Annotated in this window: 17 protein-coding genes and 2 pseudogenes; 3 read left to right on the forward strand and 16 right to left on the reverse strand. The window is 27.2% G+C overall.

What is annotated here, in order from left to right:
• From AVBRAN9334_RS07785 to lolA, 11 genes and pseudogenes are all read right to left on the reverse strand, one after another.
• On the reverse strand, positions 1-3,156 hold a 3,156-nt coding region (locus tag AVBRAN9334_RS07785; RefSeq protein ID WP_336607471.1), incomplete at its 3' end, for a beta strand repeat-containing protein.
• Positions 3,157-3,362: 206 nt separating this feature from the next.
• Positions 3,363-3,674, reverse strand: coding sequence for a DMT family transporter (locus AVBRAN9334_RS07790; RefSeq protein ID WP_336607472.1), 312 nt, complete (start codon positions 3,672-3,674; stop codon positions 3,363-3,365).
• A gap of 37 nt (positions 3,675-3,711) precedes the next feature.
• Positions 3,712-4,206 (reverse strand): annotated as a pseudogene (locus AVBRAN9334_RS10245) (methyl-accepting chemotaxis protein); the annotation flags it as partial.
• A gap of 363 nt (positions 4,207-4,569) precedes the next feature.
• Positions 4,570-5,385, reverse strand: a pseudogene (locus AVBRAN9334_RS10250) (cache domain-containing protein); the annotation flags it as partial.
• A gap of 140 nt (positions 5,386-5,525) precedes the next feature.
• A complete protein-coding gene (locus AVBRAN9334_RS07800) occupies positions 5,526-9,401 on the reverse strand; it encodes a hypothetical protein (protein ID WP_336607474.1) in 3,876 nt (1,291 codons plus the stop codon).
• An 85-nt stretch (positions 9,402-9,486) separates the two neighbouring features.
• A complete protein-coding gene (mog, locus tag AVBRAN9334_RS07805; RefSeq protein WP_214150363.1) occupies positions 9,487-10,020 on the reverse strand; it encodes a molybdopterin adenylyltransferase in 534 nt (177 codons plus the stop codon).
• Positions 10,021-10,022: 2 nt separating this feature from the next.
• On the reverse strand, positions 10,023-11,549 hold the full coding sequence (locus AVBRAN9334_RS07810) for an AAA family ATPase (protein WP_336607475.1): 1,527 nt from the start codon (positions 11,547-11,549) through the stop codon (positions 10,023-10,025).
• A complete protein-coding gene (mtaB, locus tag AVBRAN9334_RS07815; protein ID WP_214118410.1) occupies positions 11,524-12,771 on the reverse strand; it encodes a tRNA (N(6)-L-threonylcarbamoyladenosine(37)-C(2))-methylthiotransferase MtaB in 1,248 nt (415 codons plus the stop codon). Before mtaB ends, AVBRAN9334_RS07810 begins: the two co-directional genes overlap by 26 nt.
• Positions 12,755-14,323 (reverse strand): mechanosensitive ion channel domain-containing protein, encoded by a 1,569-nt coding sequence (locus tag AVBRAN9334_RS07820; protein ID WP_336607476.1) that lies wholly within the window; start codon positions 14,321-14,323, stop codon positions 12,755-12,757. The genes mtaB and AVBRAN9334_RS07820 overlap by 17 nt, the downstream gene beginning before the upstream one ends.
• Positions 14,320-15,351 (reverse strand): 3-dehydroquinate synthase, encoded by a 1,032-nt coding sequence (gene aroB, locus AVBRAN9334_RS07825; protein WP_214118405.1) that lies wholly within the window; start codon positions 15,349-15,351, stop codon positions 14,320-14,322. The genes AVBRAN9334_RS07820 and aroB overlap by 4 nt, the downstream gene beginning before the upstream one ends.
• Before the next feature lie 4 nt (positions 15,352-15,355).
• A complete protein-coding gene (lolA, locus tag AVBRAN9334_RS07830) occupies positions 15,356-15,886 on the reverse strand; it encodes a LolA-like outer membrane lipoprotein chaperone (RefSeq protein ID WP_214118404.1) in 531 nt (176 codons plus the stop codon).
• Between the two features lie 81 nt (positions 15,887-15,967).
• Here lolA and secA point away from each other — a divergent pair, with 81 nt between their 5' ends.
• Together secA and AVBRAN9334_RS07840 are read left to right on the forward strand one after the other, a co-directional pair.
• Complete coding sequence (gene secA, locus AVBRAN9334_RS07835; RefSeq protein WP_336607477.1) at positions 15,968-18,469, forward strand: preprotein translocase subunit SecA; 2,502 nt, start codon at positions 15,968-15,970, stop codon at positions 18,467-18,469.
• Positions 18,466-19,227 (forward strand): glycosyltransferase family 25 protein, encoded by a 762-nt coding sequence (locus tag AVBRAN9334_RS07840; RefSeq protein WP_336607478.1) that lies wholly within the window; start codon positions 18,466-18,468, stop codon positions 19,225-19,227. Before secA ends, AVBRAN9334_RS07840 begins: the two co-directional genes overlap by 4 nt.
• Before the next feature lies 1 nt (position 19,228).
• Here the strand turns inward: AVBRAN9334_RS07840 and AVBRAN9334_RS07845 are convergent, their stop codons facing one another.
• The gene (locus tag AVBRAN9334_RS07845; RefSeq protein WP_336607479.1) at positions 19,229-21,097 is read right to left on the reverse strand and encodes a DUF1561 family protein; all 1,869 of its coding nucleotides are present in this window, start codon (positions 21,095-21,097) and stop codon (positions 19,229-19,231) included.
• Positions 21,098-21,148: 51 nt separating this feature from the next.
• Between AVBRAN9334_RS07845 and AVBRAN9334_RS07850 the strand changes: the two genes are divergently transcribed.
• A complete protein-coding gene (locus tag AVBRAN9334_RS07850) occupies positions 21,149-21,694 on the forward strand; it encodes a gamma carbonic anhydrase family protein (RefSeq protein WP_336607480.1) in 546 nt (181 codons plus the stop codon).
• Positions 21,695-21,705: 11 nt separating this feature from the next.
• Here the strand turns inward: AVBRAN9334_RS07850 and AVBRAN9334_RS07855 are convergent, their stop codons facing one another.
• The 4 genes from AVBRAN9334_RS07855 to AVBRAN9334_RS07870 are packed head-to-tail and all read right to left on the reverse strand — an operon-like array spanning position 21,706 to position 25,393.
• Positions 21,706-22,485 carry an ATP-grasp domain-containing protein gene (locus tag AVBRAN9334_RS07855; protein WP_336607481.1) on the reverse strand — a complete coding sequence of 260 codons (780 nt, stop codon included), beginning with the start codon at positions 22,483-22,485 and terminating at the stop codon, positions 21,706-21,708.
• A complete protein-coding gene (locus AVBRAN9334_RS07860; RefSeq protein WP_336607482.1) occupies positions 22,482-23,243 on the reverse strand; it encodes an ABC transporter ATP-binding protein in 762 nt (253 codons plus the stop codon). The genes AVBRAN9334_RS07855 and AVBRAN9334_RS07860 overlap by 4 nt, the downstream gene beginning before the upstream one ends.
• Positions 23,237-24,286 (reverse strand): FecCD family ABC transporter permease, encoded by a 1,050-nt coding sequence (locus AVBRAN9334_RS07865; protein ID WP_336607483.1) that lies wholly within the window; start codon positions 24,284-24,286, stop codon positions 23,237-23,239. The genes AVBRAN9334_RS07860 and AVBRAN9334_RS07865 overlap by 7 nt, the downstream gene beginning before the upstream one ends.
• A 6-nt stretch (positions 24,287-24,292) precedes the next feature.
• On the reverse strand, positions 24,293-25,393 hold the full coding sequence (locus tag AVBRAN9334_RS07870) for an ABC transporter substrate-binding protein (protein ID WP_336607484.1): 1,101 nt from the start codon (positions 25,391-25,393) through the stop codon (positions 24,293-24,295).
• Positions 25,394-25,445: the final 52 nt, after the last annotated feature.

Consider the following 25,445-nt stretch of genomic DNA (forward strand, 5'->3'; position numbering starts at 1 on the left):
ATTAGTTCCACTTATTTGACCTATATTCACATTACCTTTAAAGGTATTATTAGTTCCACTTACTTCTCCCATACTTACATTATCTTCATAAAAAGCTCCATCAGTTTTTAAAATACCACTACCTGTTACTTTTTCTGATACCTTTGAGCCTTCTTCTACATTTATAAAGCCTTCGTTTTTTATTTCTCCTTTGATTTCTGAGCCGTTTATTACACTTACTTTTGCATCTTTACTATCAATTACTATGCCTTGTTCTAATTTAGCTTTATCTAAGACATTGTTTTTACTATCGCCTGTAATAGTTAGAGTTTGTTTAAATATAGAACCAACTGCATTTATGCTATCAGCACTAACATTACCTTGAAAAGTGCTTTTATTATCGCTTAATAATTTATTTGTAGTTATATCTCCACTAAAGATTGTATTACTTGATTTAAAGTCGTTGCCTACTTTGAAATTTCCATCAATAGTAGTTTGGCTTTCGTTATTTATAGTTAAATCGTTTGTAACATTTATAGTATTAGTAGAACCATCAGCTTTATTAGTAATACTAGAATTATTTAAAGTTAAATTATTAGCAGTTATATCGCCTTTAATATTAGAATTGTTTAATTCCATATTATTTGTAGTATTAATACTGCCTTGAATAATTGTATTACTTGATTTAAAGTCATTGCCTACTTTGAAATTTCCTGTGATGGTTTTTGCTTCTGTGCTAGTTGAGTTATCTATGCTAATATCATTTTTTACTATTACATTTGAAGCTTCTAGGTTAGTATTAGTTAAGCTTACATTACCTACTTCGTTTATATCACCTTTTATAGTTGAGTTTGTGATGATTACATCTTCTACTTCTTTACTACAACCTTCGTGTTCAAAACAAGTATTTCTATTGTCTTTTGTAATATTTCCATTAAGAGTAGAATTATCTATATAAACTTTTTGAGTTCCTTGGATATTTCCATTTAAAACTGAATTGTTTTTAAGATGAAGTTCGCCTGTTTCTACTGAACTATTAATAATTGAATTATCAATATTTAAAAAAGTGCCTATTTTATTAATTTTATAATATATAGCATTACTTGTAGAATTTAAATATTCTTGATTTAAAGTGGTAATCATAGGAGCAGTAATATTACTATCTTTAATATCTATAACTTTTGCATATATCATATTATTTGCATTATTGTTTGTAATTGTAGTTTTTGTAAAGCTAAGATAGTCAGTCATATACTTAATAAGTGATGAATTATTATGTATACCTATTCCTACTTCTTTTAAACTTGAATTTGATATATTTACTTTATTGTTTACTAAAGAATCTGCCGAATTCTTTCTCCAAGCATTAATACTATTATTTGACATTTTGAGATTATTAATATCCAATGTTACATCATTCTCTACAAAGAAACCAAAATTATATTCTTTATCTTTGAAATCTTCTTTACCATCGAATTTTAAAGATTGTTCGGCAATAACCAAACCTTTTTCGTAAATAATATCAGATAATACTTTTTTATTTTCATCATTTAAATAAATATTAGCACCCTTTAAGGTTCCGCTGACACTACTTAAACCATCAAAATAAATTTTTCCACCTATAAAATCAGCATTTACTTTTGTATTATTAAAATAAGTATTTCCGAGATTTATGTTGCCTTGATATTCAGAATTATTAAATACATACTTATTATTATTTGATTTAATAGTACCCAAATTTGAAATTACTTTGGTGCTATTAAATTCTATATTATTAGCCAAGATAGAAATATTTTTATCAGTATTAACAATACTCCCACCATTAAAAACAACATTATCTAAAGTAGATGCTAAACCCACAGCTGTATTAGTTAGTTTTGAATTGTTAAAAGTGGTTGTATTAGTGTTAGAACTTGAAAAATTATTAATAGCAGTATTTATAAATTCACTATCATTAAATGTAGCACTAGCATTATTACCCAAAGTTATATGATGACCTGTTCCTTTTATATTTTCATTTTTAACTAAAATTCTATTAAAGGTATTATCTCCATTTAAATCAATTCTATTATTGCCAGAACTAAGAGCAACATCGCTAAATGTAACCCCATTTAATTGCATATGATTTCCGGTAGATTTTATATCTAATTTTTTATCAGCAGTTCCACTAGCAGTTGAATTTGTAATATTTAAATTCTTACTTGAAATATCAGCTTTTATTGTGCTATCACTTATATTTGTAGTTCCACTAATAGTAGAGTTACTATTTATAATTGAGCCGTTTGTAGCAGTTAAATTACTCGCAGTTATACTTCCACTTATTTCTGAATTATCTAAAGTAACATTTGTATTAATAGCATTATTATTAACAGAAACACTATTAATATTAGCGTTAATGTTAGAATTATTTTTAATACTTATACTAGATGTATTTTGTAAAATTATTGAGCTATCATCAATAAAGGTAGAATCTATTTCAGCATTATTTTTAATTCTTATCTCTGTTCCAATAATAGAAGAATTATTAGTATTTAAATCCATAGTAAAAATACTAGAAGTTTTATTATCATCAATTTTATCAACTATAACACTTTCTAATATTAATTTTGGAACATAAGGTCTTTGTGTTAATTTACTAGTTGAATTTATCTTCTCAAGACCTAGCTGACTATCATGAATTAATGAATTTTTAATAATTAAAGAACCATTTGTATTACTTTCTGACCAAGCTTCTAATTTAACATCGCTAATTACTGAACCATCAAAAGTAACACTAGCAGTATCTTTAAGTAGATAATTAAAACCACTAGAATTTTTATTCCCTTGTAAATCAGTTTTAATAAAATTAACCACTCCATCAAAATCAACTCTACTATCTAAGTCTAACTTGCCATTAGTAATGCTTGCATTTTTAATATTTGTAGTTCCACCGGTTGAAGTTACTTTTAAATCTGTATAATTTTTAGCAGTAGTAGTATTACCTATATTTAGTGTTCCACCAGTTTGATTAATAATTTTATCGGTTTCAGCTGCATTATGAGTCTGTTTATTTATAACATTAATAGTATTACTTTGCACTAATGTATTAGCAGTGCTTGGAATAGTATCAGCAAGAGCTAAATTACCCCCCCCCGCTAATATAAAAGTTATTAAAGATAATTTTATAGTTCTATTCATTTTCTCCCCTAAAAAATAAATGAAAAATGCTTTATTATAGTTAAAAATCAATATATAAAGGTTAATCAATTACTAACAAAATGGGGGGGGGTATTTATAAAATTAAAAATATTTTTAAATATTTTATATAAATATATTCTAAGTTATATAAATATTTATAAGATTTAATAAAATAAACAAATTATTAAAATATATCTTTTTTAATATCAACTTACAATTTTAATTCCAACTAACCCTATAAAAATAAAACTTAAAAACATAATTTTTAAAAAACTTACATTATCATTAAAAACCATAATCCCAATTAAAGCCGTTCCTAACCCACCGATACCAGTCCATACAATATAAGCTATACTGATAGGAATATTTTTTTGCGCTAAATATAAAAATAACCCACTAAGTCCCATTGATATTATAGAAAATACTATCCATACTTTTGAGCCGTTACTGGCTAATTTAAAACCAAGCGGCCAACCAATTTCAAAAATACCTGCTAAGATTAAGTATATCCAAGACATTAAAACCCCTTAAATACACAATCTTAGCAAAAATATATTATGATTTAAATTCGCTTAGTTTTCTATCTAGTTCTTCACTAATATTAGTTAATTGACTTGCAGCTTTTGCTATTTCTTCTACGCTTCTTGCGTTTTCATTAGTGATTTTTGCAATTTGCGAAACTTCATTTAAAATATCTTCAATTTGTTTGCTAGCGTTGATATAATTATCCACGGTCTTGTCGCTACTAATTATTGCTTCTTTTAATTTTTGTTCCATATTTTTAATTAGCTCTTCACTACCATTTGCAACATTTGTTAAATTACTAATTTGCTTAGAATTATCACTCATTTGCTCGCTTGCATCTTTAATACCTTGAACTATAACGCTTATTGTTGCATTTATTTCACTAAGGCTTTTTTGAGTTCTTTCTGCTAGGCTTCTTACTTCATCAGCTACTACGGCAAACCCACGCCCATGCTCTCCTGCTCTTGCTGCTTCAATTGCAGCATTTAGTGCAAGTAAGTTAGTCTGGTCTGCTACATCGTTAATTATTTCTAAAATAGATTTAACATTATCAGCATCACGACTTAATTGCTCAATCTTACTAGCTAAAGCACTTTCTATATCAGCACTATGATTTATTTGATTAGTTAATGAATTAATAGCATTAATGGTCTCGTGAATACTAGTTGTGCTACCTCTTAGTTCATTTTTACTATCATTAGCACTATTTATGCCTGATGATAAACTATCCTTAGTTAATTTACCTTCTTCAACAACATTTTCAACTATATTAAAGCTTTCTTCACTTCTTTTTCCTGTTTGCATACTAACACTACTAAGCTCGGCTGCTATTGTTTTGTTTTCATAAGATATTTGTTTTACTTCGTTAATTAAAATCCTAATCTTACCAATGAAATCATTTATAGCTTTACTAGCACTTGCTATTTCATCTTTGCCTTTTATCTCTAAAAGTTTAGTTAAATCCCCATCTCCTTTAGATAAATCATAAGCTTTTTGGGTTAGTTCATTTAATGGTTTGCTAATCCAAATTCTAATAACAATCAGCCATAAAGCAAGAATAATAATACATAAAATAACTGCAAATACAGAATAGTTTAAAACAACTTCATTTTTCTTATCTAATACTTTTGCACTAATTTCTGCTATTTCTTCTTTAGCTTCTACTAAGTAAATTACGCTTATATATACATAATCATTGAAACTATCTTTTTCTACATAATACACCACATCTCTTTCTGGTCTTGTCTTATCAGCTTTCATATGGGTTGTTACAAATCCACCACCATTATTTGCTGTTTGAATTATTTCTTGTATGTATAATTTACCATTAGAATCTTTTTTATTATAAGCATTTTCACCAATTCTATCTTTTAGATAGTGCATTACATATTCGCCTTTTTTATTAATTACAAATAAATTAACAGAGCGATTTTTTAAGTCTAATTCACTTAAAAATGTAAGAATATTTTTATTATAACTTTCTTGATTTTCACTTGTTGAATGAATTTTTTTAGACATTGAAGTAATTAAGCTAGTAATACTAACTGCTGTTTTTTTCGCATCATCAACACTCATATTATCAAGAGCTTCTTGAGCAATATTGTCTAATTCATTCATACCTTTACTAGCTACTAAAATAGCACTTAAATTAATAATCAGTAATGAAACAAAAGCAAATAAAGTAATTTTGTAAGATAATTTCATATAGCTCCTTTAATATTTTAATAATTAAAATCGCTAATTCTATTTATGCTAAGTTAAAATAATGTTAAAAAATAGTAAATAAATTAATAAGAAATATATGTTAAAAATAAAAGCCCTTAGATAAACTAAGGGCTAGATAATTATTTTACAAATTCAATTGTAAATGTAGCGTCAGAATTTAAGTAACTATTGGCTTTTTTTGGATCAATTCTAAATCTTAAAGTATCTTTAAAATATTGATTACTTTCTACACTGCTTGGAATATTATATGTATCTCCACTAAATGTAGTTTTTGAATAATCACTAGTAAAGGTAAAATCACCCTTAGCTCCATTAAATAATTTTGTAAAATCTTTAATATTAGCGTTTGGAACTTTAACAAATTTATTATTATCATATTTAAACACCCCAGCGTTGTCATAATTGATAACTAATGATTTGTCTTTAGTTTCTTTTAAATCCTTAAAGAACATTCCTGTATAAGCAAATTCGTATGAATTTGTCAAGATATTAGGATATTTTAATGGTTTAGAGTTTTTAAATTTTACTTCAGCATTTGCTCCAGTTATTTTAAATACAGGGTCTAAATTAGGCTTAGTGCCTGTATTTTTTAAATAACCAATTTTGAAATTGATTTTACCAAAGTCTTTTGCATCAAAATTATTTTCATCATAATCACTTAATTTTGCACCCTGAAGTTCTACTAATTTTTCATCAAAAGTCTTATTTAGATTATTTATGCTAAACTCACCTATCTTGCTAGTTGCTGTAATATCTAATGTAGTATTACGTGGATCTACCTTTATAATCATTTTATTTAAATCAGGTACTTTACTGTAATCTAAAACCAATTTTAATTCTGCTTCATTATCGCTAAATTTTTTATAAAAATATTCATTAGCATTTTTGCTTGTGATTTGTAATGGGATAGTTAATCTTTCACTATCATTATCGCTAAATGGAACATAATTAACAAAATTTTTATTTGTTACATCTGGGATCTTTACATTTTCATTCTTGTCTTTTTCTAAGCCTAATGTCTCATCTGCTATAAAATTAACAGTAAGTTCATTACCTGGAGTTTGGCAGTTAATTTTACCATCTGAATTAATCTTATTAGCATTAGTAATATCTACAGCAACATTAGAATTTACGCATAAATCTTGCTCTAAATCTCCTATAGTAAATTTATTTTCAGAGAATGCTATTTGAGCATCTGTTACTAAAGGAAACACGGTTTTTATATCAAAATTACCATTTGTTTTATTAAAATCAACAAATGTTCTAGCAGTAGCTTTTGAGCCAACTTGATTTAATTGAACTGAGTTTTTATCTTCTAAATAGAATTTCTTAACACTACCTTTTGAATCACTTACTTTTAATTCTGCAACACTAATTCCAAATCTATCATCTTTTAAATCCGCAGTGAAAGTTACATTATTGTTTGGATATTTTTTATCTTCTTTACCTGCTTTTTTATCAAATGTATCAAGTGTGCCTACTTTATAAGTAATGCTATCTGGTCTAATTGAGAATGTATTTGAACTTCTATCGCCTAATACTGAACATTCTTCAAAAATTCTATCATATTCTGCAATTTCGTATCTAAATTGATAATTTTGATTTACAGCTAATTTATCTTTTAAATGTAGAACCATTTTGTTATCAATTGGATAATAACCTTTACATTCTGTAATTGATTTTGAAAGTTTTTGAGTTCCATTATAAATATCTGCATTTAACTCATCAGAACCATTATAAAACTTAATGTATTGATTATAAAGAACTTTAACATCTGGTTTTGTAAAGCCTAAATATATATCTTGGCTACTTGTTCTTGTATAAATCTTATCAGCTACTTTTGTATTTGAAGCAATTTTATTATTTTCTAATATTTTAGTAGCATCAATATTATTATAAGCTGTTCCAAAATTAATACCATTTGGCATTTCACTATGACCTAAGATAATTTCTACACTACCCTTTGGAGCACCTTTTACAATATCAACACCTGATGCTTGAAACATTGGTCTTCTAAAAGTTCTTGGATTTTCTTGAATTTTACAAACACCACTTGAAGGGCATACTTGTTCTCTGTTTGTTTCAGTAATTACTTCTACAATCTCTAAAGGTTTGAATGTAAATTTATAAATATTACCCTTTAACAAATCATTATCATCAATTTTCGCTAGTTTTTTAAATGTATCTTTTGTAAATTTTAATCCAAAACCAGTTATATTTTCTTTCTGAACTAATTCATATTGATTATTGTCTGATATTACTTCTGCTTTAGCATCTACTGCACCATTTGCAGCTGCCATTCTTTGCTTTGTCAATTGAAAACTTGTTAGATAATATTTAACTGAAATATTACTTGCTTTTCTATCTTCAGCGTTAAATGGAGTTTTATCATTATTTAAAGCAATATATACATCATCTAAATTAGTAACTTTTAAAGGTTTGCTATCGTTTTTATCAGTTTGATTTGCTTCATTTGTTATTTGATAATAGTTAGCATCAGGGATAAATTTAACAGCTAGATTTGATACTTGAGTATTTACAACAGAACCATTTCTGTAAGATTCGTATTGTTTATTAACTTTAAAAGAAGGTCTTACATTGACGCTAAAATTATAAGTGCTGTTATCATCTAATACAATACCTTTTCTAGTAGTATTATTTTTGTGGATACTAAATACATAATTTTTTCTAACTATTTCTTGAGCATCATCTTTTCTAAATTCTATATTATTGAAATAATCAAAATAATTAACTCTTGAAAATTTTGATGAATAATGTTCTAAATCATAATTATAGCACTTACTAACACCTCCACGATAATCATTAACACGGTTACCATTTTTATTGTCATCATAAAAAGCAAAATAATCATTTGAGTTATAAGGTTTGATTTTTGAATTTTTTAATAAAATCGCTTCTAAAGCTCTACTTTTAGCAAAAGCATTAGGATTGTTATTTTTTTCTAAATACTTATTATAAACATCACAAACACCTAAAACTACAGGGTTATTATAGTTTTCATTAACAAAAATTAATTTATTTTTATCCCAAGAATCAATTGTATTTGTTGTTAAGCTTCCTTCGTCTAATCCTACACAACCTTTCATTCCTGTAATATCGCTAGCGTTTGTTTTATCACCAACAATATTTGAGAAGTTTTTATATACCCAACCATTACTTCCTGCAAACTCATTTTGATCTAACAAATACACCAAATATTGACCATTAATAACTGTTGGACTACTTGAAACTACAACTCTACCAGTTGTATTAGTTTGAAATTCTTTATAGTATTCTTGAATGATTTTCTTATCATCATTTTTATCTAAGTCAGATTTTAAATTAACTGTAGTAGTAAAGTTTTTAGAATCTTTTAATTCTTGAACTTCAGGTGCTTTATAACCAACTGCAGCATAATATGGGTCATAATTTATATCATCTAAACTTCTTGTAGCATAGTTATTAATATAATTTAATTCTGCTTCAAGAACTTTTTTACATACTTCTTTGTTAGTTTTATTTAATTTCTCTTTAATAACATTATCTCTATAACTAACAATAAAATTTCTAGCTTTATCATTAGGTGTATATTTCATAGCCATTTTATAAGCTGAATACATCAACACATCAAAATAGCTAACTCCACATTGTCTTAATGCTTCATATCTAACCTTTTCTGGGTTCTTAGTAACATCGCCTTTTTGAGTTAAAATATTTATCAAGTGAAAATAACTTGAATTATCAGTTATATCTTGATTTTCAGCGACACAATGAACATAAAATTTATCGTTCATTTTTCTTAGCTTAGCACAATCGTTCAAGCCATTAATACTTCTGTTGCTAGGCACAGAATTAATACATTTTTCAAGGTGATTTTTATTTTGGATCTCACTATCACCACTCGCTATACCTATTTGTAATGGCGTTCTAGTCTCTGCATTTGCATAAGAAAAAGCCGATAATAATACTAATGAAAACACAATTTTCCTATTCATATTATTCTCCTTAAAAATTAAAGTTCTAAATTATAATTTTTTTTATTAAATAATTATTGCACTTATGTGCATTTTTGAATATTTTTTACTTACTTTTAGGTCTAAATACCTTTGGTGCATTTTCACTCTCATTTATATAACTTGCATTCATTAAGTCTAGGCAATATGGTATCGCAGGAAAAATAGGCTCTATACATTCACGAATTGCTTTTGGCTTACCTGGGAGATTGATTATTAGAGTTTTACCCCTTGTCCCTGCTAATTGACGGCTTAGGATTGCTGTTGGGACAATCTTAAGTGAGCTTGCACGCATTAATTCTCCAAAGCCTGGTAATTCACGCTCGATTGCTTTTTTTGTTGCTTCTGGTGTAACATCTCTTAAAGCTGGTCCTGTTCCACCTGTGGTAAATACCAAATCGCATTCAAATTCATCAGACATTTTAATAATCTCATTTGTAATCAGCTCTTCTTCATCAGGGATTAATGAGTATTTAAAATCAATTTCATTTAATAAATATTCTTGCATAATTTTTCTAATCTCTGCTCCACTAATATCTTCATAAACTCCTGCACTTGCTCTATCTGAACTCGTAATTATCCCTATTTTTATAATATCCATTTTTATCCTTTAAAAAATATTTCTTTATTTAAAAGCAATTCATTTGCTGTATTTTTAATCTCTTCTTCATAAGCTTTTAAATATTCCTTACATTCTTCTTCTAAAGATGATATTTCAAATTCCACATAAAATTTGCTTAATTCTTGTATTTTATCTCTATCTTTAGAAAAATTATTGTAATTTTCGCCTAAAAATAATTCATTTGCTAACATTCCTGATAAAAGAATTTTGATTTCGTTTTTTATTTCTGAAAATGATTTTATATGCTCGTTTGGATAAAAATACTCAAATGTAAATAAATTAGCATAAATTAAATTCGCATCACAAATCTTTGCCATAGTGATTTTACCTGCTTGATAAATAGCTTGAATATATTGCTCGTTTTCGCTTAATTCTAAATCTTCGCTAATGCCGTGCTTTATCACTAAAATCTCATGTATTATTTCTCTTTCGCTTAATCTATCTCTTAGTAACAATTCATTTTCTAAGCTTTTAAAAGAAGCTCCACTAAAACCTTTTGAAATATAAGCTAAATAATCTAAATTAAAATCAGAACTTATTAAATCTTTTTTAATAAGTTGTTTAAAGAACTCTATTCTGTCGCTATAATTTGGTAAGGTAAAATGAATTTTTTTATCAAATCTTCTAAGTAAAGCCGTATCTAAAACATCAGCTCTATTTGTAGCAGCAATTACTAAGACATTTTTAAGCTCTGCAAAGCCGTCTATTTGAGTTAGCAATTCATTAAGTGTATTTTCACTATCGTTTGCTAAAGCATTGCCACGCTGCTTTCCAAGTGCGTCAATTTCATCAATAAACACTATACAAGGTGCTAATTTTTTAGCATTTGCAAACAATTCTCTAACCCTTTTTGCTCCAAGACCTACAAAAATTTCGTTAAAGCTACTTGCGCTTTGGTATAAAAAATTAACCCCACACTCATTTGCTAAAGCTCTTGCTAACATAGTCTTACCTACTCCACTAGCACCTGTTAATAACACTCCTTTTATTAAACAAGGATTGTTGGTTTTAAAAATAGAGCTTAATTTTCTTAATTCTTCTTTGGCTTTAAACTGACCTATAACATCATTAAAATTACTATCTGTTTTGATAACAAATCTAAATTCAGGCTTTAAGACATTATTAATTGGGTGATTTGATATGCCTTGTTTTGTGCTAAGATTTCTTAAATATATTAGATAATAAATAAAAATTATTATCATAATAAAAACTAAAATTATTGAATAATCAAATTCTGTTTTATTTTCTACACTTTTGTATTTTAAGATTTTTTTGATTATTTCTTCATCAGCTAGAATTTTATAATCTTTATCATTTATTGAAAAATAAAGCATATTTTCATAAATGTAAGCATTTGAAATATTTTTTAATTCTAATGATGAAAACTCATTTAAAGATATATTTTGCTCTTTTTTACTTAGCGAAAATATTCCTAAAGCTATAATTGCAAGAATTATGCAAGCGATTATTATTTTGATATTTTTAGTAAATGGCTTTATTTTTGTCAATTTCTACCTCGTAATCTTTAATATTTATCCAAGTTTTTAATAAGTCTTTATCTGATTTGATTTTAATTAGATTAAAATATTGGTCGTATCCTTGATAATAGCCGTCTTTAAACTGCTCTACTAATACTATTAAATCTTTTTGATTTTTTCTAAATTCATAATTTTTTAATCTAGTAATTTCTTTAATCTCATTTAATCTTTGCTTTGAGATATTTTTATCAACTTCGCCTAAAGTCTTTGCTAATTCTACGCTTTTTGTCCCGTCTCTTTTAGAATACACAAAAGCGTGAAGATGAGTTATTGGAAATTTCTTAAAATTATTAATAGCATCAGCCCATATTTCATCACTCTCACCTGGATGACCTACTATATAATCAGTACCTAAGGCATAACCTTTATTAGCTAAATATTCAAATAATTCTAAGTCTTTATAAGCTTTATTTCTTCTTTGCATTAGTTTTAGCATTTTTTCATTTGTGTGTTGTAAGGCTATGTGAAGATGTTTTTCAATAAAATCTTCGTCTAATAATTCTTTAAACTCATCATCAATTTGAACCGGCTCAATGCTACCTAAACGAACTCTTTTAATCCCATTTATTTTGCTAATTTCTTTAAGTAATTTTGCTAAAGATAGATTTAAATCTTTTCCGTAACTACCTATATTTGTGCCTGTTAAAACTACTTCTTTATAACCATTATTAGCTAGGGTTTTTATCTGATTTATAATTTGCTCTAATTTTAGGCTTCTAGCCCCACCCCTTACACTAGGAATAATACAATAAGAACAAGCAAAATCGCAGCCTTCTTGGATTTTAACAAATGCTTTTGTGTGGTTTTCGTAATTGCTTACTATTTTTTCATCTATGAAATTTAAATTTCCTAAATCAAATTCCTTTGGATTTAGTATAAACTTATTTATATTTGATTTTAAAGACGCACCCATTACACCATCAACTATTTTGCTATCATATAAGCTTTTGCCAATACTTGCCGCAGCACAACCTGTTAAGATGAATTTAGTATTTGGATTATGATTTTTAATATGTCTTATATATTGCTTTAAGCCTAAATCAGCTTGATTAGTAACCGTGCAAGAATTGATTACTATCATATCAGCTTGTAATTCATCATTTATTATTTCATTATCTTTTATATAGCTTTTGATTAGTTCGCTATCGTAAATATTGGTTCTACAACCAAAAGTTTTAATATATATTTTCATTATTATCCTTTAAAAATGGCTGATTATTTCTTTTATCCATATAAATAGTTTGTGATGGGAAAGCTAATTTTATATCATCACTTGCTTTTAATCTTTTAATAATTTCTTCACTTACTATTGAACGCATTTTAAGAGCTTCTCTTGAATTTGTCATATACCAAATAGATATTTTAATCCCGTATTGCTCTAACATTACAAATAATTTCGGGTCTGTTCCTGAATTTTTCATTTGATAATGATTTCTCATTTTTTGAATTGCTTTTTTTGCACTATCGCTGAATGCTTGAGTATGAGAACTAGCTGATTCTAAAATTATTTGTTTTGCCTTTTCAAGATTGCTTGAAAAATCTATTACTATATCTATTCCATCCCAAACGGTTTTCATATAAGAATAATTATAATTTGATATTAATTCTGTGAAAATATAGTGGTTTGGTATGTAAATAATTCTTCCAGCACGACGATTTGTCAAAAAAGTAGTATATGTAACATCTTCGTATATAGTCATCTTAAGTAAAGAAATATCAATAATATCTCCTACATAAGTAACTCCATTTTTACTAACCTTTACCCTATCACCTACATGAAAGCCACCACCAAATTGTAAAGTAGCCCAACCAAGTAAGCTCATAAACATATCTTTCATAGCAATAGCAAGACCAGCTGATGCAAATCCTAATACACTTACTAAATAGCTTATATTTTCAACAAAATAAAATATAGAAAACATAGAAACAATAATAAAAGTAAATATATTTAAAATCTTGAAAGAAGTATAAACTTTATCTTTATCATCAACATATTTTCTAAGCATCAAACCTAATAAATACCTAGCAATAAATATACAAATAATAATTGCTATAAAAAATATAGCACTATCATATTGCTTTTTTATATCGTTATTTATAAGCTTAATTGTGTTATTTGCCTTAACTTTAAATATCTCAAAAGCATTTGTGATATTTTCTAAAGCGCTTTTATAATCATTTAATTCTTTTATAGAATATACTAATTCTTGACTTAAATTCTCACTTGGCTCAATGTCATATAGTTCTTGTAAAAGCTTTGTTTTCTTATCTATTTTAGATACTAATGTAGTAAAATCTTTTAACTTTATTTCATATTCTTTTTTCTCATTAGCTAATTCTTTACGCTCTGATAAACCTTCAATAACTAAATAAATATTTGAAATCTTTTTATATTCAGTAGGCTCACTTGGTAGATTTAAATATTTTACTACGCTGTAGCTTTCATAATCTTTTAATACACTTAGTTTATCTTCAAGTGATTTTATGGTATTTTCTAATTGTTCTTTTTGAGTTTTTTTAGCTTTTAATAAATTTTCATTTGCTTCTTTTAATTCATTTTTTAATCTTAAATATTCTTGATAATTTTTATAATTTTTTATAGTGATATTGTCTTTTAATTCATTATTTATAATATGCAATTTTTCTTTGACAGAATACACGCCCTCAAGGTTTTTTGTAAATTCTTCTGTATTTTCTGCATAAATAAAAGTTGTGAAAATAAAAAAAGCAAATAAAAATCTCATTCAAATTCCCTTAAAACTTTTAATATCTCATCTTTTGAAATATCATTTTTAATAATACTTAAATCTTCTTTGCTAGGTAAAATAAAGTTGATTTTTCCACTTAGAGTTTTTTTATCTTGGAAAAATCCTTCATAGAATTTAGAAGATGAATTGATTTTATAAAATGTAGGTAGATTAAAATTCTTTAAAGTATTTAAAATACTTATTTCAAATTCTTTTGAAATTAAACCTAAATTACAAGCCAATTTATTAGCCATAACCATACCAATAGCAACAGCTTCTCCGTGTAAATAGCCTTTATAATTCGTCTCATTTTCTATAACATGAGCAAAAGTATGACCATAATTTAGTTTCATTCTAAGATTATCTTCAAACTCATCATTTATTACCACATTTGCTTTAATTTTTATTGATTTTTCTACAAATTCTAAGATATTATCAAAAATATCATCAAAACTTAATTTACTTAATTTGTTATAAAAATCCAAATCAAAACAAACAGCCATTTTAATAACTTCAGCCATAGCAGCACTTAATTCAGCCTTTTTTAAAGTCTTAAAATAATTTGTGAAAATATAAACAGCACTAGGTTGCTTGAATGTGCCTATTAGATTTTTGCCATAAGCATTGTTTATGCCTGTTTTACCACCTACTGCTGCATCAACACTAGCAAGTAAGGTTGTAGCTATATTTATATGTTTTATTCCACGCTTATAAATACTAGCTACAAAGCCACCAATATCGCTAATTACCCCACCGCCAAGATTAATTAGCAAATCACTTCTACTAATTTCAGCCTTAAATAATTCTTCTAAAATATAATTAACGCTTTCTTGATTTTTGTATTCTTCTCCATCTGGTATAACTATTATCGCTTTTGGTTGTTTTCCTATTTTTTGTAAAACATCATTTAAGTATAGTTTTTCTAAAGTTGTATTAGTTAAAATTACATAATCTTTATTTATTTTTAATTCTTCATCTATATAAACTTTATATGCTTTATCTTTTAAATCAATATCTATTACCATAACCTCACCTTATTACATCATAATTTTTTGGAATACTATATTTAAAAATATCATCATTTATTTTTAAATTAATTTTTGAATTTATAAAATCTATGCTTACTTGATTATCTAATTCATCTTTATAACTTATATTTGTTAAAAGATTATTAAGCACTTTTACATAATAAATTATATTATCATACTTAGCTTTATAGATTACAAAATCTTCTTTTTTTTCATATAAAGAAACATTTTTTAAAATATTTGCTAAATCAATTTGTTCTTTACTAATAATTACTTGCTCTAAGTCATCATCAATTATTACAACTTCATTTTTAGTAATATAAACTTTTTTTTCATCAGGGTTTAAGTATTGCCATAAACTTTTTTCATTTTGATAATAAAATTTACCTTCATATATTAAAGTTTTATTACTCAAATCAACTACTTTTTGAATAAAATCAGCTTCAAAACTATTGTAATTTATATTATCAATTTTAAATGCAAAAGCAAAAATTCCACAAATACAAAGCAAAAAGATTTTTTTAATAATCATTTAAATACCTTTTAAATATCCTTTTATTTATTTTAACAAATATAATTATATTCAAAAATCAAAACCAAGAGGTAAATTTAAATGTTTAAAAATATAGCAAAATGTATATTTGGAACTCGTAATGATAGACTTCTTAAAGCCTACAAAAAAAGAGTATTAAAAATAAATTCTTTAGAAGAAAAATATCAAAAATTAAATGATGAAGAAATTAAAAGCGAATTTCAAAACCTACAAAATAAAGTGCTTGAAGACAATAATAATTTAGATTTAGTTTTAGAAGATGTATTTGCAATAGTAAGAGAAGTTAGCAAAAGAACGCTTGGAATGAGACATTATGATGTGCAATTAATAGGCGGTATGGTTTTAAATGATAAAAGCATAGCAGAAATGAAAACAGGGGAAGGAAAAACCTTAGTAGCAACCTTACCTGTGGTATTAAACGCAATGACAAAAAAAGGCGTTCATGTAGTAACAACAAATGATTATCTAGCAGCAAGAGATGCTAATGAGATGGGTGCTATATATAATTTTCTTGGTTTTAGTGTTGGTATTTTAGTAGGAAACGACCATAGAAATAGAAAAGCTGTTTATGCGTGTGATATTGTTTATGGGACTAATAGTGAATTTGGTTTTGATTATTTAAGAGATAATATGTGCTTTGATGCTGAAGATAAAGTTCAAAGGGGACATTATTTTGTAATAGTTGATGAAGTTGATAGTATTTTAATAGATGAAGCTAGAACTCCATTGATAATTTCAGGGCCAACCAATAGAACACTAGATGGCTATATAAGAGCTAATGAAGTAGCTAAGCAAATGGTTCGCGGAGTTGCACCAGATGATCCTAAAGAAAAACCTAGTGGAGATTTTATAGCAGATGAGAAAAATAGAACTATTTTAATTACAGAGCAAGGAATTTCAAAAGCAGAAAAACTATTTGGAGTTGATAATTTATATAGTCTTGATAATGCTATTTTAGCTCATCAATTAGACCAAGCTTTAAAGGCTAATAATTTATTTTTAAAAGATACTCATTATGTTGTTAAAGATGGCGAAGTAATGATTGTAGATGAATTCACAGGTCGTATTAGCGAAGGAAGACGCTTTAGCGAAGGCTTACATCAAGCACTTGAAGCTAAAGAAGGAGTTAAAATCCAAGAAGAAAGTCAAACTTTAGCAGATATTACCTACCAAAATTACTTTAGAATGTATGAAAAACTTGCTGGTATGACAGGAACAGCCCAAACTGAAGCAACTGAGTTTTCTCAAATATACAACCTTGATGTAATTACAATCCCAACTAATGTGCCTGTAATTAGAAAAGATTTAGATGATTTAATTTATAAAACTCAAGATGAGAAATTTAAAGCTGTAGTTGATGAAATAAAAAAAGCTAACGCAAAAGGACAACCTGTATTAGTTGGAACTGCAAGTATTGAAAAAAGCGAGCTTTTACACGAGTATTTAAAAAAGGCAAAAATAGCTCACAATGTATTAAATGCTAAAAATCACGCTCACGAAGCAGAAATTATTAAAGATGCAGGTAAAAAAGGAGCAGTTACTATTGCAACTAATATGGCTGGTCGTGGTGTTGATATAAAAATTACTGATGAGATTAGAGAATTAGGTGGCTTATATATAATAGGAACTGAAAGACACGAAAGCCGTAGAATTGATAATCAATTGCGTGGTCGTGCTGGAAGACAAGGTGATCCTGGTGTTAGTAGATTTTATTTAAGTCTTGAAGATAATTTATTAAGAATTTTTGGTGGAGATAAGCTAAAAGCAATTTTTACTAGATTAAAAATCGCTGAAGGTGAAAGCATAGAAAGCTCACTTGTAACTCGTGCAGTAGCAAGTGCTCAAAAAAAGGTAGAAAATCTTCATTTTGAAAGTAGAAAGCATATACTTGAATATGATGATGTAGCAAACGAACAAAGAAAAACTATATATAAATATAGAAATGAATTGCTAGATACAAATTATGATATTGAGACAAAAGTTGAGCAAAATATAGCTGAATATGTGGATTATTTAATTCATAATTTAAATGATTTAAGTGCTGAAAATTTAGTAGAATTATTCAAAAATGAAATTAATTTGGAGCTAGATTTAGAATTATTAAAAACTTTAAACACAGAAGAAAGCAGAAGTGTTATTATTGATGCAATAACTACTATGTTAAAAGTTAAATTTAGCATAGTTCCTGATAGTGAAAAGGAAAGAATTGAAAAATTATTATATCTACAAGTTTTAGATGGTGCTTGGAGAGAGCATTTGTATCAAATGGATATTTTAAAAACAGGTATTGGTCTTCGTGGATATAATCAAAAAGACCCATTAGTAGAATATAAAAGAGAAAGTTATAATTTATTTATGGAGCTAGTTGAAAGAATTAAAAGTGAAAGTATAAAAGTATTACTAATAATTCAACTAAGAATACCTGAAACTAATGAAGAAATTCAAGAAATTGAAAAACCTATCAAAAAGCAATCAAGAAATGAACCTTGTGCTTGTGGTAGTGGTAAGAAATATAAAGATTGTTGCGGCAAAAGTGGGCCACAAAAAGGCGTATTTGCTTGAAATTCTTTATAATTAATCTTGAGCAAGATATAGAAAAAAGACAAAAAATAACAGCCCTTTGCGAAAGCTTAGGGCTTAATTATGAAATAATTAAAGCTGTATATGGCAAAGCGTTGAGTGAAGATGAAATAAAAAACAACGTAGCTTCAGTTGAAATTCAATTAAAATATCTTAGAAAACCATTAAATTTAGGCGAAATAGGCTGTGCTATGAGTCATAGATTATGTTATCAAAAAATTATAGAGCAAAATCTAGAAGACGCAATTATTTTAGAAGATGATGCAGTATTTGATGAGAATTTATTAGAATTTTTAAAATATACAAATGATTTTCCAAAAAATGCTGATTTAATATTATTAGGACATTATTGGCAACAATATAGAGATGATGGTTATATTATCAATACACCTTATTCTTTAAAATTTAATCATAAAATAAAAAACTGGAATATAAGAAAGATAATTGGAAGAGGCAACGGAACTCATGGATATTATATAACAAAAAAAGGAGCTGAAAAATTATTCAACGAAACAAAAAAAATATATATGGCCGCAGATCATTACACATCTAATACATTATTATTTAATACTTATGCTGTGTATCCGATATTAATTAATGTAGATATTAATTTTCAAAGCTCAATAAATGAAAATGCTAATTTAAAAAGACGTTCTAAATTTGGCAAAATTATCAAAACAATCAAACAAAAAATTATATATTTTATCCCGTCTTTAAAAAAGCCAAGAGATTATGTTTAGCTTAATTGCTAAACATAAAATCAATTTCCATTAATTCACATCTTCCATTATTGCAAGTATTTGCATTATTTGGATTTAAGAAATTACCATTACCCCTTCTAAAACTACCATCTCCAGTGCAATCAAACTGATTTAAGTATTCTCCTAATACATTATCTCTATTTCCAACTAAACCAATTAAAGTTAATGCCTCTATTTGATATCTTCCATTTGCCGTAACAGAAAGCTCTAAGCTTCTTAAATTATTAGCAGGTCTTACTAATTCTAAATATTCTTGTTCGCTTATATTTTCATTATTTGTTGGAATTACCACAACCCCGTGATTTGTAATAACTATAGGGATAGCGTGAGCTCTACCATTACTAAGGCTTACTAAAGCTATATATAAAGAACCAGCAGGAGAACGAGTAAGTCTTATTAATTCTCTACCAATATCATCGCCAGTATAAACTGAACTTAAACTCCAATCAAATCTTGGCAATATATTTCTAGTTAAAGCCCAAATCGCCCTAACTCCTCTATGATAAATTGGCTCTCCAAAAACTAACTCATTTCCCCAAAAGTTAAAAGCTCCTTGCATTAGATTATATAATGCTGGATTTCTTCTTTGAAAAGACACAAAAGGACTTCTATGCTCGCTATAATCAAATAAATAACCATTATTATCAAGTACTAAATCAGGATTGTATGGATATACTTGAGTTAATAAAGATACTATTTCAAAAGTTTGCAGCATACAAATTCCACAAATTCCACTAGCATCATTACTACTATCACTTGTTCTTGTTATCGCATAAAGTCTTCTTATCCAATTCTCATCTAAAACATTAAAATTAGCTAAGTTAAAGAAATTTAAATCTCTTTTTACTCTTCTTTCATTTCCACATTTGTGCGAATTAAATCCCGCATTTCTATAATTAAAATTCCATAAATCATACACACTACTATCAAAGAAAAATTGAGTATTCTTTAATGAACTTCCCGCAAGATTAATTTTATAATAATCTTTTGTAACTACGAATAATTTACCTAAATCACTGCCCCTTGCAACTTCTAAAATATTATTTTTACCATCAAAAATAAAAGAACCATCAAATAAATTTAAATTCCAATAAAAATCATTCTCTCTATCTTCAAAATTACATTTCTCGAACCTTAAATAACTAGCATTTAAATTAGATAAATTAGTCTTTAAACATTCAAAATTACCATTGTTATATAAAGCAATTTTACCTGAACTAAAATCATAATAAAAATTAGTTGGATTGGTTTTATTCGCATTATTTTTACCCAAATAATACTTAGTTCTAACTCCACTTGTTCTATTTTCTACATAAAAATATATTGGTGTTTTTAAAGCATAATTTACAGGTGGTGCAATAGCTTCAAGCCATTCTTTCATAACGCCTTCAAAAATTTTTATTTTATTACCAAAATTATTTTTAGTAGCCACTAATAAGAAGTTTTTTTCTGTAATTTTCATATTTGAAAATGCCTTTAAGTTAAAAGCATCATTATTAATATCAAACCATTGAGATTTATCGTTTAATACACAAGGGCGAAGTTCTACATAATCGCTCCCCATCTTACCATTTTTCATTCTATCCCCAAGTGATGCACAAACCCAACTATCATTATATCTAAACGCAATTCTTTTATATACATCGTATCTTGTGATACTTGAGTTCTTACAATCTTGCATACCTACTAGCAATCTTCCATCAGCTAACTTAGGACTAAGACAAAATAATTTTCCATCATGTGCTTGAACAAACAATCTTGAATCTTGAATTTTATCAGCCTTATGTTGAGCAATAGAATCAGCAAAAAGTATTATATTTAATAAAAATATAACTAATATTTTCTTCATATTTTCTCCTTTTTTATATTATATAATAAAAATTATTATTAAGGAAAGCAAATGTTAGTTAAATACGATAGTTTTTATCCTAATTTAAATAAATCAGTTTTTGTAGCAAATGGAGCTAAAATCATTGGAGATACTACAATTGATGAATATTCATCAATATGGTTTAATGCAGTTATTCGTGCAGATGTAGCTAATATAAAAATAGGAAAATACACAAATATCCAAGATAATTCTACAATTCATGTAGCAAGAGCTTTATATGATAAACTAGGAGTTGAGATTAGCCCTAAAACACCTTGTATAATAAAGGATTTTGTAACTATAGGGCATAACTCTATAATCCACGCTTGCACGATAAATTCCAATGTATTAGTAGGAATGGGAAGTGTAATTATGGATGGAGCAGTTATTAATGAAAACTCAATAATAGGTGCAAATTCATTAGTAACTAAAAATAAAGTTTTTCCACCAAATTCATTAATTCAAGGAAGTCCTGCAAAAGTTGTTAGAGAATTAAGCAATGAAGAAATAAAAGCTATTAAAAACCAAGCTTTAGAGTATGCAGAAGTTAGTAAAAAATATCTAGAAAATTCTTAAAATCAAATTCCTTAAATTTTTAAGGAATTTAAATATTTTTTCATTTTATTTGCAAAAATACTTGCAAACTTTGGCTTTTTATCAAAATATAAAGCAGGTTCAATACATTCAATTTCATTTATATAAAACCTATCAGCCAAAAACACATCACACCTTGCATAAAAGCTATCTTTGGGAATATATTTGCTAGCTAAAGATATAAGCTCATCGCTTGGATTAAAATCATCTATTTTTACACCATAATTATAGTTTGCTCTAAAATCATTATTTTTAGTTCTTAAAATACTATATTGATATGCTCCTTCAAAAAATACCAAACAAGCTTCGCTATCGTGATTAATGTATTCTTGAATTAAGGCTTTATCTTTATAAAATTGTAAATTAATATCATCATTAAACCTTGCCACACCATTTCCGCTTTGACCTATTAAGGGTTTTATGATTTGATTTGGCTTTAATTTTATATCTTTAATATCTACAATATTAGATTTTACAGCGTCTTTTATATCTAGTAAATATGATTTATCTAAGTTTTTTCTAATTAATTTTGTATTATTTATCAAAATAATATTATTTAGCTCACAAAAATCTAAAAATCTCAAAAACTCATCTACTTTAAGAGAATAATCCCAAACACCAAGTGGCAAAATAACACAATCTTTTAAATTCTCATACTCTTGCCACACAAAAAACTCACACTCAAAACCCAAGTTCAAAAACTCATTTTTAAGTATTCTAAGACCTATAGAACCTTCTTTATAAATATCTTGCATTGCTATATAAATTTTCATTTTGTTCCTAAAAGTGATATTAAAGGCTTATTTTTATCAGCTAAAACATTTACATTTACATCATATAAATCTTTTAACATTTGCTTTGTGATAATGTCATTTGCTAAACCTTTTTGATAAACTAAATTTTTATGTAAAACTATAAGCTCATCGCAAAACCTTGAAGCTAAATTTAAATCGTGCAAAACAACAATACTAATTAAGTTTTTAGTATAGGTTTGCTCCTTTAAAGCTTCAAGCAATAAGCATTGATAATGCAAATCTAAAGCACTCACAGGCTCATCAAGTAATAATACTTTTGGCTCTTTTGCTAACACTTGAGCAAAACTTATCATCTGCCTTTGCCCGCCTGAAAGTGCGTTTATATTTTTATTAGCTAAATGATTAATATTTAAACCTTTCATTATATTCAATGCAAATTCTAATTCTTCATCTTTTATAAAAAGCCCTAATTTTTTTAATTTTCCAAGCAAAACTACTTCTAAAGCACTAAGATTTGCATTAGAATTAAAATCTTGCAACATATAAGCAATATTGTTTTGCCAAGATTTATAAGTTTTTTTATTTAAAATAAAATCATCTAAACTAATTTTTCCATCTGCTTTTACTCTGCCAAAAATTGCATCTAAAAGCGAACTTTTACCAGCACCATTTGCACCTATTATTGCATATATTTTTCCATTTTCAAATTCTAAATTGATTTTATCTAATATTAAATTATTAGCTCTTTTAACATTTACATCTTTTAAGATTAGCATACCCTTCTCCTACTATAAACTATAAAAAAGAAAAATGGCACTCCAACAAAAGAAGTAACAATTCCAATAGGAAATAAAGTCCCTATTACTATAATCTTTGAAATCACAGAAGAAAAACTTAAAAATACAGCACCAATTAACATAGATGTAAGCATATAAAATCTTTGGTCTTCTCCTACGAGCATTCTAGCTATATAAGGAGATACAAGCCCAATAAATCCAATAACTCCTACAAAAGAAATAGCCGTTGCACTCATAATTGATACAATTAGCAATGCTTTAAATCTAAGATAAGATAAATTAACGCCCAAAACTTCAGCCCTATTTTCACCTAATCTAAAAGCACACAACGCCCAACTATCCTTTATAAGTAAAATAACACAAATAATCGTAACCACTCCAACTATAATTACATTAGTCCAATTTGATTTTTGAAGTGAGCCAAAAAGCCAAAAAACAATTTGTTGAGAAATTTCAGGAGCACTTATGTATTGCACTAAAGATAACAATGATTGAAATAAAAATAAAAGCGCAATACCTACTAAAATTAACATTTCAGAACTAAAAGCTCTTGATTTTGCAAACAAAAACAAAACACTAGAACAAACCATAGTCATAGTAAATGCACCAAGTGGAACAGCAAAATAAAGACTAATTCCTGCAAATCCAAATGCAATCACAAGTGAAGCTCCAAAACCAGCCGCAGCAGCTAGTCCTAAAGTATATGGACTTGCCATAGGATTGTTAAGTAAAGTTTGAATTAATGCTCCACCATAACCTAAAGCAGCACCCACAACTAAAGCCATAACAGCCATAGGTAATCTTAATGAATGTGTAATTATATACGATGTATTATCAACTTCAATATCAATAAAAAACGCTTTTAAAATTGATTTTACAACTTCAATAGGACTTATCATAGATGGGCCTACAGCTATATCACACACAAAACCCAAAATACCAAAAAATATAAAAAATACAATAATTACAAATTTTTTTCGCTCATATTTTCTATGAGCGATTATTTCTTTACTTAAATTCATCTTTTATCACTTAGCTTGGATACCAAAAGAACCTGTTGGAATTATCGGAAGATATTTTTTGTGATAATCAATATAAGTTTTAATAGGGTCTATATCTTTGAATAAATCAGGATATAAAGCTTTAGCAATAAATTGCACCATAGAAGCATCAACTAGTGTTCTACTAGCTCCTTGATATACTGCAAAAAGTCTATTATCTTTTATAGCTGGCAAACTATCCCAACCTGCTCTAGTTTTAAAACCATTTAGCCTTTTATTTGCTTCTTCTTCATTAATTCCAATACCCATTACCATAGCTTCTGGATTTTTCTTAAGTTCAGTTTCACGACCAGCAATTATTATTACATCAGGCTTACTTGCTAAAACTTCTTCAGGATGAATTGGCATCCATTTTTCTACAAGTGGTGCTGCTATATTATCCCCACCTGCAAGGTCAATTAAAGCACCCCACATATCTTTACCAAAAGTATAACTATGCTCTTTTGGACCAAGATTTCCAAATTCTATATAAATTTTTGGCTTTTTAAGATTTGCTTTTTTAATTCTTTCTTGCACATCATCAATTATGCCTTTATAAAAACTTATAAGCTCATTTGCTCTTGCTTCGTTATCTGTAATTTTTCCTATAACTTCGGTGCTTCTTATGTGTCTTTCAACACTTTCGCGGTTGTAATCAAGTATTACAATAGGAATATTTGCTTTATTAATTGGTTCAAGCTGATCTTTTATCATCTCATATTGCCAATCAGCCAATACTAATAAATCAGGTTTTAAAGATAATACCTTTTCAACTGAAAATGTACTTAGCTCAACTTCTCCAACATCAGCTATATTATTTAACTCCGGTAAGACTTTAATATAAGCGTCCCAGCTAGCAGGAGTCCAATCAGTCCAAACTTCCTTAGAAAATCCTACTACATTTTTCAAAGCGTCCTTACCACCAACTGCTAAAAAGTCAGTATAGTAAAATCCAAGAACTATTCTTTTAGCAGGTAAATCAACTTTAACTTCTCTATCTAAAACATCTTTAATTACTTCTACTTTAGCATTAGCACCAACACATAAAATACTCGCCACAACTAAGCTTTTTAATAAGCCTTTAAACATTAGTTCTCCTTAATAATGATAATAAGAACTAATATTTTAAATAAAAAATATT

The sequence above is a fragment of the Campylobacter sp. RM9334 genome (assembly GCF_020138145.1).
Lineage (GTDB): Bacteria > Campylobacterota > Campylobacteria > Campylobacterales > Campylobacteraceae > Campylobacter_E.

Coding starts and splice junctions, on each gene's coding strand:
- mog (WP_214150363.1), bottom strand. CDS start 10,020: ATGGATATTATAAAAATAGGGATAATTACGAGTTCAGATAGAGCAAGT.
- AVBRAN9334_RS07820 (WP_336607476.1), bottom strand. CDS start 14,323: ATGAGATTTTTATTTGCTTTTTTTATTTTCACAACTTTTATTTATGCA.
- AVBRAN9334_RS07865 (WP_336607483.1), bottom strand. CDS start 24,286: ATGAATTTAAGTAAAGAAATAATCGCTCATAGAAAATATGAGCGAAAA.
- mtaB (WP_214118410.1), bottom strand. CDS start 12,771: ATGAAAATATATATTAAAACTTTTGGTTGTAGAACCAATATTTACGAT.
- secA (WP_336607477.1), top strand. CDS start 15,968: ATGTTTAAAAATATAGCAAAATGTATATTTGGAACTCGTAATGATAGA.
- AVBRAN9334_RS07790 (WP_336607472.1), bottom strand. CDS start 3,674: ATGTCTTGGATATACTTAATCTTAGCAGGTATTTTTGAAATTGGTTGG.
- AVBRAN9334_RS07850 (WP_336607480.1), top strand. CDS start 21,149: ATGTTAGTTAAATACGATAGTTTTTATCCTAATTTAAATAAATCAGTT.
- AVBRAN9334_RS07855 (WP_336607481.1), bottom strand. CDS start 22,485: ATGAAAATTTATATAGCAATGCAAGATATTTATAAAGAAGGTTCTATA.
- AVBRAN9334_RS07870 (WP_336607484.1), bottom strand. CDS start 25,393: ATGTTTAAAGGCTTATTAAAAAGCTTAGTTGTGGCGAGTATTTTATGT.
- AVBRAN9334_RS07860 (WP_336607482.1), bottom strand. CDS start 23,243: ATGCTAATCTTAAAAGATGTAAATGTTAAAAGAGCTAATAATTTAATA.
- lolA (WP_214118404.1), bottom strand. CDS start 15,886: ATGATTATTAAAAAAATCTTTTTGCTTTGTATTTGTGGAATTTTTGCT.
- AVBRAN9334_RS07845 (WP_336607479.1), bottom strand. CDS start 21,097: ATGAAGAAAATATTAGTTATATTTTTATTAAATATAATACTTTTTGCT.
- aroB (WP_214118405.1), bottom strand. CDS start 15,351: ATGGTAATAGATATTGATTTAAAAGATAAAGCATATAAAGTTTATATA.
- AVBRAN9334_RS07800 (WP_336607474.1), bottom strand. CDS start 9,401: ATGAATAGGAAAATTGTGTTTTCATTAGTATTATTATCGGCTTTTTCT.